Here is an 18,373-nt window from a genome sequence, read left to right on the forward strand (position 1 = left end):
ATGCCGGGGCCGGTCTTCCCCTGGCGGGATGGTAACCAGTTCGAACTGCTGATCGACGGCCCCGAGTTCTTTCCGCGCATGCTCACGGCGATCGTGCGTGCTGAGTTCCAGGTCGATCTGGAGTTGTATCTGGTCGAGGCTGGCGCGTGTGCCGAAGCCGTGGTCGAGGCGTTGGAACAGGCCGCACGGCGCGGTGTACGGGTGCGCTGCCTGTTCGATGACTATGGCTCGCTGGCGTTCAACAGCACCTTGCGCCAGCGCCTGCTGGAGGCCGGCGTGTACCTGCGTTGGTATAACCGCCTGCGCTGGAAGCGCGGCCTGCGCAACCTGTACCGCGACCACCGCAAACTGCTGCTGGTGGATGAACGCTGGGCAGTGGTGGGCGGCACGGGCGTTACCGACGAGTTCTGGACGCCGGGCGATGCGACCAGCGAATGGCATGAGGTGATGGTGCAGATCCAGGGGCCGGTGGTTACCGACTGGCAACTGCTGTTTGACCGCCAGTGGTCCGCCAACAACCGCCGCACCGCCTGGCGCCCCGCCGAGGGCTTTGGCTTGCCGCGCCTGCCCAAACTGCCTGCGCATGGGCAAGGCATGGGGCGAGTGGCCTATGCCGACGCCCGCCAGCACCAGGACATTCTGCATTCGTTGGTGCGGGCGCTGAACAGTGGCAAGCAGCGGGTATGGCTGGCCACACCTTACTTTCTGCCGACCTGGAGCGTGCGCCGTTCGTTACGCCGTGCTGCCAGCAAAGGGCTTGATGTGCGCCTGTTGCTGACCGGCCCACGTACGGACCACCCGTCGGTACGCTACGCCGGGCACCGCTACTACCCACGGCTGCTGCGTGCCGGGGTGCGGATTTTCGAGTACCAGCCGTGCTTCCTGCACCTGAAGATGGCCGTGGTAGATGACTGGGTCAGCGTCGGTTCGTGCAACTTCGACCACTGGAACCTGCGCTTCAACCTTGAAGCCAACATCGAGGCGCTGGACCCGCCACTGACGGCGGCTGTGGTGGCCAGCTTCGAGCGTGACTTTGCCTTGAGCGAGGAAGTCGACCTCGACCACTGGCATGCCCGGCCGCTGTGGCGCAGGGTGAAGCAGCGGATCTGGGGATGGATCGACCGGCTGGTGGTCAACTTGCTCGACCGCCGTGACTGACAGGGGCTATCGTGCAGTATCTGTTAACCGAAGGAGTGGGTGCGATGACGGCGAAGAAGATCCTGATGCTGGTGGGCGATTACGTCGAGGACTACGAGGCGATGGTGCCGTTCCAGGCCTTGAGCATGGTCGGCCACACGGTGCATGCGGTGTGCCCGGAAAAACTGGCGGGGCAGACGGTACGCACCGCTATTCATGATTTTGAGGGTGAGCAGACCTACAGCGAAAAGCCGGGGCACAACTTTGCCCTGAATTATGACTTCGTGCGCGTGCGGGCCGAGCGTTATGACGCGCTGTTGATCCCCGGGGGCCGTGCGCCAGAGTACCTGCGCCTGGATGAAAAAGTGCTGGAGCTGGTGCGGGCGTTCGACCAGGCCGGCAAGCCGATTGCGGCGGTGTGCCATGGCGCCCAATTGCTGGCGGCGGCGGGTGTGCTGGAAGGGCGTGAATGCAGCGCGTACCCGGCGTGTGCGCCGGAAGTGCGGTTGGCGGGTGGGACGTTCATTGATATAGCGGTGGACCAGGCCCATGTGGATGGCAATCTGGTGACGGCACCGGCATGGCCAGCGCACCCTGCGTGGCTGGCTGCCTTCCTCAAGGTGTTAGGTACTCGTATTGCCTGACCGGGCCTCTTCGCGGGCTTGCCCGCGAAGAGGCCGGTACAGGCTTAGGCAACCTGCTCAACCCAGTCATTGAGGTTGTAGTAGTTGGTCACCCGGGCAATCTTGCCGCAGTGGATATAGAAGAAAGCCCCCGCCGACAGCACATAGGTCTGCCCGTTGGCCGCTGGCAGTCCTTCGTCATCGGCCAGGTATTCACCGTGTACCGTGAACTCTGCCGCCGCACGGCTGCCATCGGCGTTCTGCATCACCACGATGTCGGCCAGGCGCTCGCGGTAGCAGCGGTTCATCTTGTCCATGAACGCGGCAAACCGGGCCTTGCCCATCTGCCGCTCGCCCTGGTTGATGTCGTGGATCACATCCTCGCTCAGTAGTGCCAGAAAGCCCTGCAGGTCACCGGCGTTGAAGGCGGCGTAGTAAGCATTTACCAGTTCGGTAGCGGTCATGGAACAATACCTGTCGTGTAGGGAAAAGGCCGGTCGTCGCCCCGGATGATAGGGTTTCCCCTCAAGCCCGGCTTAGCCGAGCGCGTCATCCACATCGACAAAACGACCGCCAAGCATGGAAATACGCCTGTTGCACGGCGCCGCTATCGCGCCTTACATCGATGACCTTGCTCGCCTGCGCCTTAGCGTGTTTCGCGAGTTCCCCTACCTTTACGACGGCACTCCGGAATACGAGGCCGACCACCTCGCTACCTATGCCCGCTCCGGGCGCAGCCTGGCGGTGCTGGCACTGGACAACGGCAAGGTGGTTGGCGCCTCCACCGGCTTGCCATTGGTGGATGTAGCCCCCGAGTTCCAGCAGCCGTTCCTGGCCCAAGGGCGTGACCCGGCCAGCGTGTACTACTTCGGTGGGTCGCTGGTACTGCCGGAATACCGTGGTCAGGGCCTGGGGGTGCGCTTCTTCATCGAACGTGAATCTTACGCGCACAAGCTGGCCGAATTTGATTACTGCGCATTCTGTGCAGTCGAGCGGCCAGGCGTGCATCCGAGACGGCCTGCAGACTACAAACCATTGCACGGCTTCTGGCGTAACCGTGGTTTTCTGCACGACCCATCGTTGCGCACAAGCTTTGCCTGGCGAGACCTGGATGAGACGCAAAGCACCGACAAACTGATGTCCTACTGGCTCAAGGAGCTGCCGATTTGAGCAGCGTGGCGGCCTGTACCTAGAGTCCTGTGGAAACAACGACGGCCCCTTCGCGGGCTTGCCCGCTCCCACAGGTATCGCCTAGCCCTGAGGCCTGCGCTGTCCCTGTGGGAGTGGGCAAGCCCGCGAAGGGGCCGCCGCAGTTACATCAGGCTTACTTCACTTCGACTGCCAGGCTCTGGGCAATCTTGCTCTGCCACAGGGCAGGGCCAGTGATGTGTACCGACTCACCGTTGCTGTCTACGGCAACGGTCACCGGCATGTCCTTGACCTCGAACTCGTAGATCGCTTCCATGCCCAGCTCGGCGAAGGCCAGGACCTTCGACTTGCGGATGGCCTGGGCCACCAGGTAGGCAGCGCCACCCACGGCCATCAGGTAGACGGCTTTGTTATCCTTGATCGCTTCGATGGCGGTCGGGCCACGCTCGGACTTGCCGATCATGCCCAGCAGGCCGGTTTGCTCAAGGATCTGGCGGGTGAACTTGTCCATGCGGGTAGCGGTGGTCGGGCCGGCTGGGCCTACCACTTCGTCACCGACCGGGTCGACCGGGCCTACGTAGTAGATGAAGCGGCCTTTCAGGTCTACTGGCAGCTCTTCGCCACGGTTGAGCATCTCGACCATGCGCTTGTGCGCAGCATCGCGGCCGGTCAGCATCTTGCCGTTGAGCAGGATGGTCTCGCCCGGCTTCCAGCTGGCGACTTCTTCCGGGGTGATGTCGTCGAGGTTGACGCGACGGGCGCTCGGGCCGGCTTCCCAGACGATTTCCGGGTAAGCGTCCAGCGACGGTGCTTCCAGCTCGGCCGGGCCGGAGCCATCGAGCACGAAATGGGCGTGGCGGGTAGCGGCGCAGTTGGGGATCATGCACACCGGCAGCGAGGCGGCGTGAGTCGGGTAATCCATGATCTTGACGTCGAGCACGGTGGTCAGGCCACCCAGGCCCTGGGCGCCGATGCCCAGTTGGTTGACCTTCTCGAACAGCTCCAGACGGATTTCTTCGAGGCGGTTCTGCGGGCCACGGGCTTTCAGCTCATGGATGTCGATGGACTCCATCAACACTTCCTTGGCCATGACGGCGGCTTTCTCGGCGGTACCGCCGATGCCGATGCCGAGCATGCCAGGCGGGCACCAGCCAGCGCCCATGGTCGGGACGGTTTTCAGTACCCAGTCGACGATCGAGTCGGACGGGTTGAGCATGGCCATCTTCGACTTGTTCTCGGAACCACCGCCTTTGGCAGCCACGTCCACTTCCACTTTGTCGCCAGGGACGATCGAGTAGTGGATGACCGCTGGGGTGTTGTCCTTGGTGTTCTTGCGGGCACCGGCCGGGTCGGCCAGGATCGAAGCGCGCAGGACGTTTTCCGGCAGGTTGTAGGCGCGACGCACACCTTCGTTGATCATGTCGTCGACGCTCAGGGTAGCGCCGTCCCAGCGCACGTCCATGCCCACGCGCACGAACACGGTGACGATACCGGTGTCCTGGCAGATCGGGCGGTGGCCGGTGGCGCACATGCGCGAGTTGATCAGGATCTGGGCGATGGAATCGCGAGCAGCGGGCGACTCTTCACGCAGGTAGGCCTCGTGCATGGCCTGGATGAAATCGACGGGGTGGTAGTACGAAATGAATTGCAGGGCGTCGGCGACGCTCTGAATCAGGTCGTCTTGCTTGATCACGGTCATGCAGCGCGCTCCTCTTAAAGACGGGAACATTCATTAAGGCGCTCGACGGTGCCGACCAGCGTGTCGAAGCGCCTTGCAAGGCGCCGGCAGGTCAGGCCGACGGAAAAAGGCGCGGCAGTATAGCGCGCATCCGTGCCGGGCACACCTGCGGCCGGTCTGGACCATGGTCGGCAGTGGTTGGGCATCCTTTTTGCTGCCATTGCGCGCTTGGCTTACAGTGGACTGTGATTTGTGGAGAACGACCAACCATGCCCGAACTTTGCGTGGGCGAGCGCCGCTGGGCGGTGCCAACCGGCAGCAACCTGCTCGATGCCTTGAACGATGCCGGGCTCAACGTGCCTTACAGCTGCCGCGCCGGCAGTTGCCATGCCTGCCTGGTGCATTGCCTGGCCGGGCAACCGCTGGATGCCTTGCCCGAGGCCCTGGCGCTGGACAAGCATGCCCTGGGCTGGCGCCTGGCCTGCCAGTGCCGGGTGGTCGAAGACCTGCAAGTAGCGTTGTTCGACCCGCAGCGCGATGGCGTGCCGGCCCATGTCTGTGCGTTGGACTGGTTCGGTGATGTATTGCGCGTGCGGCTGCGGCCTGAGCGGGCGGTGCGTTACCAGGCGGGGCAGCATGTGGTGTTATGGAATGGTTCGGTGGCGCGGCCGTATTCGCTGGCCAGTCTGCCGGGGGAAGAGGACTTTCTGGAGTTCCACATCGATTGCCAGCGCCCTGGCGCTTTCTGCGACAAGGCCCGTGGCTTGCGGCTGGGTGATGTGCTGCGCCTGGGTGAGTTCAGAGGCGGTGCGTTGCATTACGATCCGGACTGGCAGGATCGGCCTCTATGGCTGCTGGCTGCGGGCACCGGGCTTGCGCCGTTGTGGGGCATCCTGCGCGAGGCGGTGCGGCAGGGGCATCGCGGCGAGATTCGGGTGCTGCATGTGGCGGGGGACAGCGCCGGGCATTATCTGGCTGGGCCGTTGAAGGAAATGGCAGGTGTGACTGTCGGGTTGGTATTGGCGGAGCAGATGGAGGAGGCGCTGGCGGGGTTACGGCCGACGTCACGGCAGACGGTGGTACTGGTGTGTGGGGCACCGGGGAGTGTCGAGCGGTTTGCCCGGCGGCTGTTCATTGCCGGGGTGCCGCGGGGGCAGGTGTTTGCCGATGTATTTGTCGAGCATGCCTGAGGCATGTGTTGATTGTACCGGCCTCATCGCGATCTTCGGTCGCTCCTACAGAGAATTGCGATCCCCTGTAGGAGCGACCGAAGGTCGCGATGAGGCCGTCAAGCGGACCCCGAGGGCTATCAGCCGACCAGCGGGTCACCAACGTGCAGGATCTTCATGCCGTTGGTGCCACCGATGGTGTGGTAGCTGTCACCCTTGGTCAGGATCACCCAGTCACCTTGCTCCACCAAGCCACGCTTGAGCAGTTCGTCGACTGCGGCCTGGCTCACCTTGTCGGCCGGCAGCGAAGCCGGGTCGAAGGCGATCGGGTACACGCCACGGAACATGTTGGCGCGTGCCTGGGTGGCGCGGTGCGGCGACAGGGCGAAGATCGGCACGTGCGAACGCAGGCGCGACATGATCAGCGGGGTGTAGCCGCTTTCGGTCAGGGCGATGATCGCCTTCACGCCCGGGAAGTGGTTGGCGGTGTACATGGCCGCCAGGGCGATGCTTTCGTCGCAACGCTCGAAGGTGGTGTGCAGGCGGTGGCTGGACTTCTGGCTCGTCGGGTGCTTTTCAGCGCCCAGGCAGATGCGGGCCATGGCCTGAACGGCTTCGATCGGGTACGAACCTGCAGCACTTTCAGCCGACAGCATCACCGCGTCGGTATTGTCCAGCACGGCGTTGGCCACGTCGGACACTTCGGCACGGGTCGGCATCGGGTTCTGGATCATCGACTCCATCATCTGGGTCGCCACGATCACCGCTTTGTTGTTGCGGCGGGCGTGCTGGATGATCTTCTTCTGGATCGCGATCAGCTCGGCATCGCCGATTTCCACGCCCAGGTCGCCACGGGCAACCATCACCGCGTCGGAGGCGGCGATCAGCTTGTCGAGGGTCTCGTCGTCGGCAACCGCTTCGGCGCGTTCGATCTTGGCCACCAGCCAGGCGCTGCCACCGGCTTCGTCACGCAGCTTGCGCGCGTATTCCATGTCGCTGGCGTCACGCGGGAAGGACACGGCCAGGTAGTCCAGGTCCATTTCCGCCGCCAGCTTGATGTCGGCCTTGTCTTTTTCGGTCAGGGCCGGAGCAGTCAGGCCGCCACCTTTGCGGTTGATGCCTTTGTGGTCCGACAGTGGGCCACCGATGATCACCACGCAGTGCAGGGCATCTGCAGTGGCGGTTTCGACGCGCATGACCACGCGGCCATCGTCCAGCAGCAGTTCGTCACCGACGCCGCAGTCCTTGACCAGGTCGGGGTAGTCGATACCGACGATGTCCTGGTTGCCTTCGGTCAGCGGGTGGGCGGTAGAGAAGGTGAACTTGTCACCGATCTTCAATTCGATGCGCTTGTTGGCGAACTTGGCGATGCGGATCTTCGGACCCTGCAGGTCGCCCAGCAATGCTACATGGCGGCCGTTCTTGGCGGCGATGTCACGGATCAGGCGCGCGCGGGCCTTGTGCTCGTCCGGAGTGCCGTGGGAGAAGTTCAGACGTGCCACGTCCAGGCCGGCGAGGATCAGCTGTTCGATCACTTCCGGCGAGTTGCTGGCGGGGCCAAGGGTGGCGACGATTTTGGTACGGCGGATGCTCATGCACAGACTCCTATAGTGAAGCGCAGCGAAAGGCTACTCCTGAATCTCGTTGTAGTCATTGTTCCGTTGCACTACCTGCGACCAAGGCAGGGTGGCATTTGAACGGGCAGGGTATGCTTGCAAAACGCTGTGAAGATTTGTTGGCGTTGGCCGATAAACAGGCATCAAAGGAGATCCCCATGCGAGCCCTGATCGTTTTAGCCCTGGCCGCCAGCGTCGTCGGCTGTACCCGCTGGTCCATGGACCACCACCTGAACAATGCCTACCGTGCCTACGACCGTGGCGATTGCGCCCGGGTCATGCTGGAACTGTCGCAGGTCGACCGCACCAGCCGTGCGCGGCCATTCATCCACCCTGAGGTGTCGCTGCTACGCGGCCAATGCCTGGAGCGCCAGGCGCTTTATGTGGATGCCGCGCAGACCTATCAGTACCTGATCCAGCAGTATCCAGGCAACGAGTATGCCTATCGCGCCCAGGCCCGCCTGCAGACGCTGGAGAAACTGGGCCATTTGCGCGGCGGTGAAACAGCGGTGGCCAAGCCGGTGACTACCGTACCTTGGCGCTAACACCAAGGTGTGGTTTATTTCACGAGATTTGCAGCGCGTGCTGCGCTAATCTGTAACTCAGCTGTTACAACAACCGCCAGTTCCTTGTATTCCTGGCATCAGGTACGGAATACACTTGCGATCATGTTCAACAAGCGCCACATCGAACGCCATCAGCTGCCTTGTGTCCTCAAGGTGTTCAACCGGTTTACCAACCAGGAAATCGGCCAGCTAGGCAATGCCTCCGAAGATGGCTTGATGGTCATCAGCCAGCTGCCCGTGCTGGTCGGGCCGGATTACGAGCTGCAACTGCGCATGCCGTTGGGCGGCGGGGGGCATCAGTTCGTCAACCTCACCGCCAGTTGCCTGTGGTGCCGCGAAGACCAGACGCCCGGGCACTATGATTCGGGCTTCATGCTGCTGCAGGCACCGCGCGAATACGACGAGTTCGTGCATTCGTTGCGTGATTACTTCAGTTTCCACCCCGCCAACGCTTCTGTCTGAGGCTGCGCTAGAATCGGGTCGACCTCGATACAGGACGAACCCGTGACCTCCAGCATTTTCTGGCACGACTACGAAACCACCGGCATCAACCCGCGCTGCGACCGCCCACTGCAGGTGGCCGGTGTGCGCACTGACTTTGACCTCAACGAGATTGACGAGCCGATCAGCCTTTATTGCCGGCCCTCTGACGATATCCTGCCGCATCCGGCCGCTTGCCTGGTGACCGGCATCACGCCACAGCTGCTGGCCGAGCAGGGGTTGTGCGAAGCCGAGTTCATGACCCGGGTGCATGCACAGCTGGCTCAACCGGGCACCTGTGGTGCCGGCTACAACACCCTGCGCTTTGACGATGAAGTGACCCGCTACAGTCTATACCGCAACTTTTTCGACCCTTATGCCCGTGAGTGGCAGGGCGGCAACAGCCGCTGGGACCTGATCGATATCGTGCGTACCGCCTATGCCTTGCGCCCGGACGGTATTGAATGGCCGCAGCAGGACGGCCGTACCAGCCTGCGCCTGGAGCTGCTGAGCAAGGCCAATGGCATTGATCACGGGCATGCCCACGAAGCGCTTTCCGACGTACGGGCAACCATTGCCCTGGCCCGCCTGATTCGGCAAAAGCAGCCAAAATTGTATGACTGGCTGTTCCAGTTACGCAGTAAGCATAAAGTGATGGAGCACATCCGTTTGTTACAGCCGCTGGTGCATATATCCGGGCGCTTTTCGGCGGCGCGTAGTTACCTGGGTGTCGTATTGCCACTGGCCTGGCACCCGCGTAATCGCAATGCACTGATTGTGTGCGACCTGCATCAGGAAACCCTACCGTTACTACGGGAAAGTGCTGAAGTTTTGCGCCAGCGTTTGTACACCCGGCATGATGAATTGGCCGAGGGGGAATTACCGGTACCGCTCAAATTGGTGCAGATCAATCGCTGCCCGGTACTGGCGCCGTTGTCGGTATTGCGCCCGGTCGATCAACAGCGATTGGGCCTGGACTTGACGTTGTTACAATTGCGCGGTGAAGAGTTGGCCAATCAACAGGCGCAATGGCAAGACAAGCTGGAGCACATCTATGGCAAGGATGAGTTTGCCCCGAGTGAGGACCCGGAACAGCAATTGTACGAGGGTTTTATTGACGACCGTGACCGGCGCTTATGCGAGCAAGTTCGTGCGCTGGAACCGGCGCAGTTGAGCCATGGGCACTGGATGTTCGATGACCCGCGCTTACCCGAACTGCTGTTCCGTTACCGGGCGCGTAACTTCCCCGACACCTTGAACAGCGAAGAACGCCAGCGCTGGCATGGCTTCTGCCAGCAGCGCCTGAGCGACCCGCGATGGGGGGCACCGAACACGCTGGGTGACTTTGAGCAGGCACGCCAGCAAGCCTGGGAGGGCGCGGACGAAGCGGGCCGGCGTGTGCTGGAGGCTTGGCAAGTGCATGCCCGGCAATTGCAGGCACAATTTGCAGTTGGCTGATCACCAGACAAACAAAAACGCCGGCGATGTGCCGGCGTTTTTGTTGCGATAAGCAAAAGGCGTAGATGGACAATCAGTCCAGCAGGGTCGCCCAGCTTTCAACCACATCGCCACCCCAAGTGGCTTTCCACTCTTTCAGGGTTTTGTGGTTGCCGCCTTTGGTTTCGATCACTTCACCGTTGTGCGGGTTTTTGTATTGCTTGACCTTGCGTGCACGCTTGGTGGCAACAGCCTTGACCGCACCACGAGGTGCCTTGCTCAGTTTCGACTCTGGGTCGAGCAGGGCAATCACGTCGCGCAGCGACTTGGAGTACTCGCCCATCAGTGCACGCAGTTTGCCTTCGAACTCCAGTTCTTTCTTCAGCTTGTCATCCTGCGACAGGTTGGCCAGGCGGGCCTGAAGTTCCTTGATGGCTTCTTCGGTGGCGCGGTACTCGTTGATCAGGGACATGGAGTGTTCCTTAATGCGTGTTCAGAAATGTGTGGGGCAATAATAGACAGGCGATAGTCGCAAGTAAACATGCTATTGGACAATTAACTGTTAATTAAGCTGTGACAACATTTCTCCACGTGAACAAAAATTTACATAAAGGCCCGCTATTTCGTCATGTCTGTCAGTCAAAGCGCGCTGCTGCGTTTGCAGGCCAGCATTGACCCACGCGGCTGCGATCAATACTGCGTTTTTTCTGTCGGGCCGCTAGAATAGGCGCCTTTGCGAAGTTCTGGAGTCTCATTCATGCGCACCTATCGTCTGGTGATCGCCTGCCCCGACCGCGTAGGCATCGTGGCGAAAGTCAGTAATTTCCTGGCCTTGTACAATGGCTGGATCAACGAGGCCAGCCACCACTCTGATGAGCACAGCGGCTGGTTCTTCATGCGCCATGAAATCCGCGCCGAATCGCTGCCGTTCGGTATCGAAGCCTTCCGCGAGGCGTTTGCGCCAATTGCCGAAGAGTTCTCCATGACCTGGCGCATTACCGACTCGGCGCAGAAAAAGCGCGTGGTGCTGATGGCCAGCCGCGAGTCGCACTGCCTGGCCGACCTGCTGCATCGCTGGCATACAGACGAACTGGACTGCGAGATCCCCTGCGTGATCTCCAACCACAACGACCTGCGCAGCATGGTCGAGTGGCACGGTATTCCGTTCTTCCATGTACCGGTCGACCCCAAGGACAAGGCCCCGGCCTTTGCCGAAGTGTCGCGCCTGGTCAATGAGCATGCCGCTGACGTGGTAGTGCTGGCCCGCTATATGCAAATCCTGCCGCCGCAACTGTGCCAGGACTATGCCGAGAAGGTGATCAACATTCACCACAGCTTCCTGCCGTCGTTCGTCGGTGCCAAGCCTTACCATCAGGCCGCTCTGCGTGGCGTGAAGCTGATCGGTGCGACCTGCCACTACGTTACCGAAGAGCTGGACGCCGGCCCGATCATCGAGCAGGACGTGGTACGCGTCAGCCATGCCGACAGCATCGAAGACATGGTCCGCTTTGGCCGCGATGTCGAAAAGATGGTGCTGGCCCGAGGCCTGCGTTATCACCTGGAAGACCGGGTGCTGGTGCATGGCAACAAGACCGTGGTGTTTGACTGACACTGGCTGGTTGGCTCTGAGACTCTGGGGCGCAAAGCGCCCCCGGGAATCCTGAAAGGAATACCCATGGCCAAGCAACGTAACACCCCCACTGCTTCACCCCCGCCTACCCTCGGCGAAGGCTGCCTGGCCCGCTACGACCCCGAAGCCCTGGATGACACTGACGGCACCGACTTCCCTGGCGCCGCCGAACTCTGGCAGCAGCTCAACCCGCCTGACGTCGCCAGCGCTCCAGCAACGGACGCGCAAGCAGGCACACGAACACCGGCCCACCCGCCAGCAGATAAAAGTAGTAAGTAACCGCCCGCCAAATCAGGATCGCCGCCGCTGCGGTCGAACTGCCCACCAAGGGCGTCAGCAGGCTGGCTGAAGTCAACTCGGCGGCCCCCGCCCCTCCAGGCAACAGGCTGAACTGGCCAGCACTGAGCGATAGCATCTGCACCAGAAAGCTGGGGATCCACGCCAAGTCCACACCCAGCCCTCTCAATACCAGGTACAGCACGCTGTAGCGCAGGCCCCAGTGGACGCAGGTCAGGGTGAATACCAGGCTCAGGGTGCGTTTGGGCAGGCGCCAGGTCTGTGCCAGTGCATCGATGAAGTGCAGCAGTTTGCGTGCCCAGCGGCGCTGGCGCGGCTGAGCTACGCCCAAGTGCTGCAGCAGCCTGCCGTTCATGCGCATTACCGTACGCCGGTAGCGCAACAGCCGGATCACTCCGGCCAGTGCTGCGCATAGCAGCAGTGCGCTGCCCAGCAGCATGCTTTCCTGGCTGCGGCCCAGGCTGTGGAACAAGGCGTAGCCGGCTATCGCGAGCATTGCGCAGAAGAAGAACGCCAGATCGTTCAGCTGGTCCATGGCGAACACGGCGCCGCTGCGCGCCGGGCCGATGCGGTGACGCGCCAGCAGCGCCATCAGGGTCAATGGCCCGCCACTGCCACCTGGGGTCGTGCAGATGGCAAACTCCGTGGCCATGACCACGCCGAGGCTGCGTGCATGGCTTAACTGTTTTGCCTGCTCACCCAGCAACAAGCGCAAGCGCAGCGTGTTGATGACCCAGCACGACAGAATCATGCCAAGCAATATGAGCAGCAGTTGCGGGTCGAACCGGCTTAGTCTGGGAAGCAGTTGGCTACCTCCCAACAGCGCTGGCACCAGTGCTGCGCCCAACAATGCCAGCATCAGCAAGGCCCAGCGGTTCATGCTGCCACCTGGCGCTCCAGCCAGGCCGATTTGGTCAGCGGTTCGCGGCCATCCTTCAGCAGTTGTTCCAGTGTTCGCAGCCAATAGTCGCGGGACGAGCGATGGCGCATGTCTACCGGGTGCAGCCCCAGGCGTAATGTGGTCGCGCCTTTCCAGCGACGGCATTGCCAGTCGCACAGCACGCGGGACAACGTGCGACGCCATGCACTGCGGGCGCTCCAGACAAGGCCAGGCGCATCGATAGGGATGAAGTCAGGCAAACGGTACAGGTGCTGTGGTGTGCTGGTGTACTTCAGCGGCAGGCGACGCAAGGCTTGCCGAGTGCCTTGGCTCATGAGCCAGGCCGGTGCGACAAACCCTGCCACAGGCCAACCTTGGCCCTCGAACAATGCCAGGCCATCCTGAAGGCGGGTAAGTGCTTCGGCTTCATCAAGGCTGTAGAACTCGCCTTCATGGGTATAGATGCGCCGCATGAAGTAGTCGATGGGGCTGCGCGGTGGCGGCCCTTCGTCCGCATGGGCGTAGCCGTGCAGCGCCAGTTCGTCCCCGTTGGCCAAGCGTTTGTCCAGCAGACGGCAGAACGAGGGCGCCAGTTGCAGCGGATTGCGCCGATGGAAGTCCGGGACCACCAGCCATGTCATGGGTACGTTGCCCAGCGCGTCGACGGCCTCTACGAATGGCTGGTAGTCCGGCCAGGTTTCCGGGGCTACATCATGCAGTACCAGCATGAGGTAGCGGTGGCTGGAGGAAGGCTCAGGCATGGGCACGCACCTGTGGCTGATAACCGAGCACGGCCTGGTAGTGCTGGAGCAGCCCCGCGACCACGTTATCCCACGAGTAATGCTGTTCTACATGCAGACGGGCCTGCGCACCCAGCGTGCCTACGCCAGCCTCGAACGCTTCGCGCACAGCGGTTGCCATGGCGCGGCCATCGTTGGCGCGGCACAGAAGGCCGCACTGATCATTGATGATTTCACCAAAGGCACCCGCGCGCACGGCCACCACCGGCGTAGCGCTGGCCATGGCTTCGAGAATGACCAGGCCGAACGTTTCCTGGTCGCCAGCGTGCACCAGCAGGTCGGCGCTGGCCATCAGCCGGGCCACCTCTGCAGCCGGGCAGAAGTGGTCGATGACGCTGACGTTGTGTGGCACGTTGGCGGGCATGTTCGAACCTACCAACACCAGGTGGTAGGGGGCGCCGAGCTGCTGTATGCAGTCGAGCAGCACCGGCAGGTTCTTTTCCCGCGAGCCGCGGCCGGCGTAAATCAACAGGCGGCTGGTGTCGGCAATGCCCAGCTGCGCACGCAAGTGCGGGTCGCGCTGGTCGGGGTTGAACGTGGCCAGGTCCACGCCCAGGCGTTGCACATGCACGTTGCGTATGCCCAGGCGGCGCAGTTTGTCGGCCATGATCTGGCTGGGCGCCAGCACCCGGTCGAAATTGCCGTACAGCTTGCTCACGTAGGCCTCGACATTGGGCGTGAACCAGTTGCCCATGCGGTTGCTGACCAGCAACGGCAGGTCGGAATGGTAGAAGCCGATCACTGGCACATCCAGTTGGCGCCTTGCCTCCAGTGCCGCCCAGGCGGTCAGGTAGGGGTCGCCGACTTCGATCAGGTCGGGTTTGAGCGTGCGCAGCGTCTTGCACCAAGGGGCGAGGCGTACCGGAAAGCGGTAGCCCTTGCCAAACGGCAGGGGTGGGGCGGGTACCTGAAAGATGCCATCGGCATGCCGGGCGCTTGGTCCGGGAATCAACAGGCTATGGCGTACGCCTTGGATGGCGTCGAGGCGGCGGTGTTTGGCATCAAGATAAGTACGTACGCCACCGCTGGCCGGGGCGTAGAACATGGTGATGTCGGCGATGTGCACGATCAGCATCCCTCCGGGATCGTCTTCGGGTCTGTCATCCGGCGGTAACGGGCCGGCGATGACGCGCCTAAAGGTTGACCTTTCAGAAGGATAGTTTGTTCGATCGGGGTTGGGGGGAGCGGCGTGGGCTTCTTCGCGGGTAAACCCGCTCCCCTAGGGACAGCGCAGGCCTTGATGCTTGCGCTGCCTCCTGTGGGAGCGGGTAAACCCGCGAAGCATGCGGCGCGGTACGTGCTTAGATGCGGAAGCTGCCCACCAGGTGTTTAAGACGGCCGGCCTGCTGCTCCAGGTCAGAGCACGCGCGCAGGGTGGCCTGCAGGTTCTCCACGCCTTCTTGATTGAGCATGTTGATCTCGTTGATGTCCATGTTGATGGCCTCGACCACGGCGGTCTGCTCTTCGGTAGCAGTGGCTACGGACTGGTTCATGCCATCGATCTCGCCAATGCGCACAGTCACGCTGTCCAGCCGTTCACCGGCCTGGTTGGCGATCTGCACGCTGTCCTGGCTGTGGCGCTGGCTCTGGTCCATGGTCTCGACCGACTCACGGGCGCCGACCTGCAGCTCTTCGATCATGGTTTGCACTTGTTGCGCCGATTCCTGGGTGCGGTGCGCCAGGTTGCGCACTTCATCGGCGACCACGGCAAAGCCACGCCCGGCTTCACCGGCGCGGGCCGCCTCGATAGCGGCGTTCAGCGCCAGCAGGTTGGTCTGCTGGGAAATGCTGGTGATCACTTCGAGGATCTGGCCGATATTCACGGTCTTGCTGTTCAGCGTTTCGATGTGCTCGCTGGACGTGACGATCAGGTTGGACAGGCGGTTCATCGCGGCTATGTTGCGCTCGACCACTTGTTGGCCTTCCTCGGCCAGCAGGCGCGCGGAGCTTGCATGCTGTGAAGCCTGGGCAGCGTTGCTGGCTATTTCCTGGGCGGCGGCACCCAGTTCGTTGATGGCGGCTGCCACGCTGTTGGTACGGTTGGACTGCTCGTCAGAGTTGGTCATCGACGAATTCGAAGCACTGATCACGCGCAGTGCCACTTCGTTGACCTGCTCGGTGGCCGAGGACACTTCGCGGATGCTGCTGTGAATGCGCTCTACGAACCGGTTGAAGGCGTTACCGAGGATGCCGAACTCGTCGTGGTTGTGAATGCGCAAGCGCTTGGTCAGGTCGCCTTCACCTTCGGCAATGTCTTCCATGGCGCGCGTCATGGTGTGCAGCGGCTGCATCAACACGCGGATCAGCAGGCCCAGTAGGCCGATGATGATCACCACCGCTACCAACGTGGCGATCACCGCCGAGGTACGGAAGGTGCTGAGCATCGAGAACGCTTTGTCCTTGTCCACCGACAGGCCGATGTACCAGTTGGCCGACGGCAGGCCGGTGATCGGGGTGAAGGTCAGCAGGCGGGCCTGGCCATCGCTCTGCACTTCGGTCAGTTCACCGGTCAGTTTCGGCGTGTGCTGCGGGAACAGGTCCGACAGTGACTTCATCACCAGGTCTTTGTCCGGGTGTACCAGGATCTTGCCCTGATCGTTGACCAGGAAGGCGTAGCCCATGCCGCCGAAGTTCAGCGAGTTGATGATCTGCACCAGGCCGTCCAGGGCCAAGTCGCCACCCACCACGCCGACACTGCTGGACACCTTGCTGAGGATGCCAATGACCATCTTGTTGGTGGTCATGTCGATGTACGGCTCGGTCAGGGTCGCGCCCGCCGCATTCATGCCTTCCTTGTACCAGGGGCGGGTGCGCGGGTCGTAGCCATCGGGCATCTTGGCGTCCGGCCGTACGCTGAAGCCGCCGTCGGTTTTGCCCAGGTAAACGGTAAGGAAGCTGGAAATCAGGGCATTCTGGCCCATCAGTGTTTCGGCGTTGGTCGGGGCCTGGGCAATGTTCTGCGCCAGGTTCTCTACCAGTTTGATACGGCCTTCGAACAGGTTACGAATGTTGGTCGACGTGGAGGCGCCCATTTCAGCCAGATAGTTTTCCAGGTCCTCGCGGATCGCATTACGCTGGAGGTAATCGTTGTAGAGGGTGAAAAGGCTGAAGGCGAGCATCACAATCAGTGATGCGGCCAAAAGGATCTTGTGGCTGAAACGAAGGCTTTTGTTCATGGCGTAATCGGTTCCGCTAAGGTGTTATATCAGGCGTTCGCTCCGGGGGAGCGCAAGGCAGTGCAACATCCCGAAATATCCCTTTTCGGTTGTTCCTCTCTATTAAGGCGAATATCACCCAAAGGTATCGGCCGAATTAAGGTAAAGCTTGAGCAGAGGATTAATGAGATGTCGGAATCTTCGACCATCGTTGTAGGCGCTGGCCCGGATGGCCAGCCAGTAGGGCAAGCGATGCGGCTGGCTAACCGTCACGGTCTGGTGGCAGGTGCGACGGGCACGGGCAAGACCGTCACCCTGCAGCACCTGGCGGAAGTGTTCAGCGACGCAGGGGTGGCCGTGTTCGCGGCCGACGTCAAAGGTGACCTCTGTGGCCTGGGGGCTGCCGGTGCGCCACAGGGCAAGGTGGCCGAGCGCATCGCCGGCATGCCCTGGCTGGGGCATACGCCTCGGGCCTATCCCGTGAGCTTGTGGGATATAGCGGGGCAGTCCGGCCACCCCTTGCGCACCACGCTCAGCGAGATGGGGCCGCTGCTGCTGGGCAACCTGCTGGAGCTGACCGACAGCCAGCAAGCCGCGCTGTACGCTGCCTTCAAGGTTGCCGACCGCGAGGGCCTGTTGCTGCTGGACCTGAAAGACCTCAAGGCGCTGCTCGCGCACCTGAAGGACAACCCGCAATTGTTGGGTGAAGACAGCGCGCTGATGACCACTGCCTCTACCCAGGCGTTGTTGCGGCGGCTGGCGACTCTGGAGCAGCAGGGCGCCGAGGCACTGTTCGGTGAGCCGGCATTACAGCTTGAAGACCTGCTACGGCCGGACCCGGATGGCCGTGGGCGCATCCACCTGCTCGATGCCAGCCGGTTGGTGCATGAAGCGCCCAAGGTTTACGCCACCTTCCTGCTGTGGCTGTTGGCGGAGTTGTTCGAGCAGTTGCCCGAACGCGGGGATGCCGACAAACCGGTGCTGGCATTGTTCTTCGATGAAGCGCACTTGCTGTTCAACGGCACGCCCAAGGCGTTGCAGGACCGGCTGGAGCAGGTGGTGCGGCTCATTCGATCCAAGGGTGTGGGGGTGTACTTCGTTACCCAGTCGCCCGGCGACCTGCCGGATGCGGTGTTGGCCCAGCTGGGCTTGCGTATTCAGCATGGCTTACGGGCCTTTACCGCCAAGGAGCAGAAGTCGTTGCGAGCGGTGGCCGATGGCTTTCGCCCCAACCCGGCGTTCGACACCCTGGCAGTGTTGACCGAGCTGGGAATTGGCGAGGCGCTGGTGGGTACGCTGGAAGAGAAGGGCACGCCGGCCATGGTGCAGCGGGTGCTGGTTGCGCCGCCGCAGTCGCGCATCGGACCATTGTCTGCGGCTGAACGCAGCGCACTGATTGCCGCTTCGCCCCTGGCGGGGCGTTATGACAAACCGGTTGACCGCGAGTCGGCTTATGAAATGCTGACCCAGCGCAAGGGCGAGGCTGTGGAACCGGCGCCGCAGCCGAAGGCGGATGAGGAAAGCTTTGCCGACAAGGCGGGGGACTTCTTGCAAGGTGCGGCGGGGCAGGCGATCAAATCGGCGGTGCGCCAGGCGGCCAATCAGCTGGGGCGGCAACTGGTGCGCGGGTTGATGGGGTCGTTGCTGGGGGGCAAGAAGAGGTGATCTGCCTGTGCCGGCCTCTTCGCGCCGAACCGCCGTGAACAGGCCGGCACAGGAATAACGCTCATGAAAAAGGCGCCACGGGGGCGCCTTC

Annotated in this window: 17 protein-coding genes and 1 pseudogene; 9 read left to right on the forward strand and 9 right to left on the reverse strand. The window is 62.2% G+C overall.

Going from position 1 to position 18,373, the window contains the following annotated elements; genetic code table 11:
- Together D8767_RS05850 and D8767_RS05855 are read left to right on the forward strand one after the other, a co-directional pair.
- Entirely contained in the window at window positions 1-1,158 is a 1,158-nt protein-coding gene (locus D8767_RS05850; RefSeq protein WP_016713615.1) for a phosphatidylserine/phosphatidylglycerophosphate/cardiolipin synthase family protein, read from the forward strand.
- Window positions 1,159-1,202: 44 nt separating this feature from the next.
- On the forward strand, window positions 1,203-1,781 hold the full coding sequence (locus tag D8767_RS05855) for a DJ-1/PfpI family protein (RefSeq protein ID WP_016713616.1): 579 nt from the start codon (window positions 1,203-1,205) through the stop codon (window positions 1,779-1,781).
- Window positions 1,782-1,825: 44 nt separating this feature from the next.
- Here D8767_RS05855 and D8767_RS05860 read toward each other — a convergent pair whose 3' ends face one another.
- Window positions 1,826-2,224, reverse strand: coding sequence for a nuclear transport factor 2 family protein (locus D8767_RS05860; RefSeq protein WP_016713617.1), 399 nt, complete (start codon window positions 2,222-2,224; stop codon window positions 1,826-1,828).
- 115 nt (window positions 2,225-2,339) lie between these two features.
- Between D8767_RS05860 and D8767_RS05865 the strand changes: the two genes are divergently transcribed.
- Window positions 2,340-2,930, forward strand: a complete 591-nt coding sequence (locus D8767_RS05865; RefSeq protein WP_016713618.1) for a GNAT family N-acetyltransferase — start codon at window positions 2,340-2,342, stop codon at window positions 2,928-2,930.
- A gap of 154 nt (window positions 2,931-3,084) precedes the next feature.
- On the opposite strand, the gene D8767_RS05870 is transcribed toward D8767_RS05865, so the two are convergent.
- Complete coding sequence (locus D8767_RS05870) at window positions 3,085-4,608, reverse strand: fumarate hydratase (RefSeq protein ID WP_012274004.1); 1,524 nt, start codon at window positions 4,606-4,608, stop codon at window positions 3,085-3,087.
- Between the two features lie 248 nt (window positions 4,609-4,856).
- Between D8767_RS05870 and D8767_RS05875 the strand changes: the two genes are divergently transcribed.
- Window positions 4,857-5,777, forward strand: coding sequence for an iron-sulfur-binding ferredoxin reductase (locus D8767_RS05875; protein WP_016713619.1), 921 nt, complete (start codon window positions 4,857-4,859; stop codon window positions 5,775-5,777).
- A gap of 119 nt (window positions 5,778-5,896) precedes the next feature.
- Here the strand turns inward: D8767_RS05875 and pyk are convergent, their stop codons facing one another.
- Complete coding sequence (gene pyk / locus D8767_RS05880; RefSeq protein WP_016713620.1) at window positions 5,897-7,351, reverse strand: pyruvate kinase; 1,455 nt, start codon at window positions 7,349-7,351, stop codon at window positions 5,897-5,899.
- A 179-nt stretch (window positions 7,352-7,530) separates the two neighbouring features.
- Between pyk and D8767_RS05885 the strand changes: the two genes are divergently transcribed.
- The 3 genes from D8767_RS05885 (at window position 7,531) to sbcB (ending at window position 9,876) form a co-directional block, all read left to right on the forward strand.
- Entirely contained in the window at window positions 7,531-7,917 is a 387-nt protein-coding gene (locus tag D8767_RS05885; protein ID WP_016713621.1) for a hypothetical protein, read from the forward strand.
- A gap of 123 nt (window positions 7,918-8,040) precedes the next feature.
- On the forward strand, window positions 8,041-8,400 hold the full coding sequence (locus tag D8767_RS05890) for a PilZ domain-containing protein (protein WP_016713622.1): 360 nt from the start codon (window positions 8,041-8,043) through the stop codon (window positions 8,398-8,400).
- Window positions 8,401-8,442: 42 nt separating this feature from the next.
- Complete coding sequence (gene sbcB / locus D8767_RS05895) at window positions 8,443-9,876, forward strand: exodeoxyribonuclease I (protein ID WP_016713623.1); 1,434 nt, start codon at window positions 8,443-8,445, stop codon at window positions 9,874-9,876.
- A gap of 73 nt (window positions 9,877-9,949) precedes the next feature.
- Here sbcB and mvaT read toward each other — a convergent pair whose 3' ends face one another.
- Entirely contained in the window at window positions 9,950-10,327 is a 378-nt protein-coding gene (mvaT, locus tag D8767_RS05900) for a histone-like nucleoid-structuring protein MvaT (protein WP_016713624.1), read from the reverse strand.
- 285 nt (window positions 10,328-10,612) lie between these two features.
- Between mvaT and purU the strand changes: the two genes are divergently transcribed.
- Window positions 10,613-11,464, forward strand: coding sequence for a formyltetrahydrofolate deformylase (gene purU, locus D8767_RS05905; RefSeq protein ID WP_016713625.1), 852 nt, complete (start codon window positions 10,613-10,615; stop codon window positions 11,462-11,464).
- Window positions 11,465-11,669: 205 nt separating this feature from the next.
- Here purU and D8767_RS05915 read toward each other — a convergent pair whose 3' ends face one another.
- The 5 genes and pseudogenes from D8767_RS05915 to D8767_RS29555 all read right to left on the reverse strand — a co-directional run.
- Window positions 11,670-12,662 (reverse strand): lysylphosphatidylglycerol synthase transmembrane domain-containing protein, encoded by a 993-nt coding sequence (locus D8767_RS05915; protein ID WP_121757791.1) that lies wholly within the window; start codon window positions 12,660-12,662, stop codon window positions 11,670-11,672.
- The gene (locus D8767_RS05920; protein ID WP_016713627.1) at window positions 12,659-13,423 is read right to left on the reverse strand and encodes a DUF2334 domain-containing protein; all 765 of its coding nucleotides are present in this window, start codon (window positions 13,421-13,423) and stop codon (window positions 12,659-12,661) included. Before D8767_RS05920 ends, D8767_RS05915 begins: the two co-directional genes overlap by 4 nt.
- Window positions 13,416-14,537, reverse strand: a complete 1,122-nt coding sequence (locus D8767_RS05925; protein ID WP_016713628.1) for a glycosyltransferase family 1 protein — start codon at window positions 14,535-14,537, stop codon at window positions 13,416-13,418. Before D8767_RS05925 ends, D8767_RS05920 begins: the two co-directional genes overlap by 8 nt.
- Window positions 14,538-14,763: 226 nt before the next feature.
- Complete coding sequence (locus tag D8767_RS29550; RefSeq protein ID WP_372237802.1) at window positions 14,764-15,528, reverse strand: methyl-accepting chemotaxis protein; 765 nt, start codon at window positions 15,526-15,528, stop codon at window positions 14,764-14,766.
- 93 nt (window positions 15,529-15,621) lie between these two features.
- A pseudogene (locus D8767_RS29555) lies at window positions 15,622-16,638 on the reverse strand (cache domain-containing protein); the annotation flags it as partial.
- A 168-nt stretch (window positions 16,639-16,806) separates the two neighbouring features.
- Here D8767_RS29555 and D8767_RS05940 point away from each other — a divergent pair.
- Window positions 16,807-18,282 (forward strand): helicase HerA-like domain-containing protein, encoded by a 1,476-nt coding sequence (locus D8767_RS05940; RefSeq protein ID WP_016713630.1) that lies wholly within the window; start codon window positions 16,807-16,809, stop codon window positions 18,280-18,282.
- Window positions 18,283-18,373: the final 91 nt, after the last annotated feature.

Origin of the sequence: Pseudomonas sp. LTGT-11-2Z, from assembly GCF_003691445.1 — a bacterium.
Classification (GTDB): domain Bacteria; phylum Pseudomonadota; class Gammaproteobacteria; order Pseudomonadales; family Pseudomonadaceae; genus Aquipseudomonas; species Aquipseudomonas monteilii.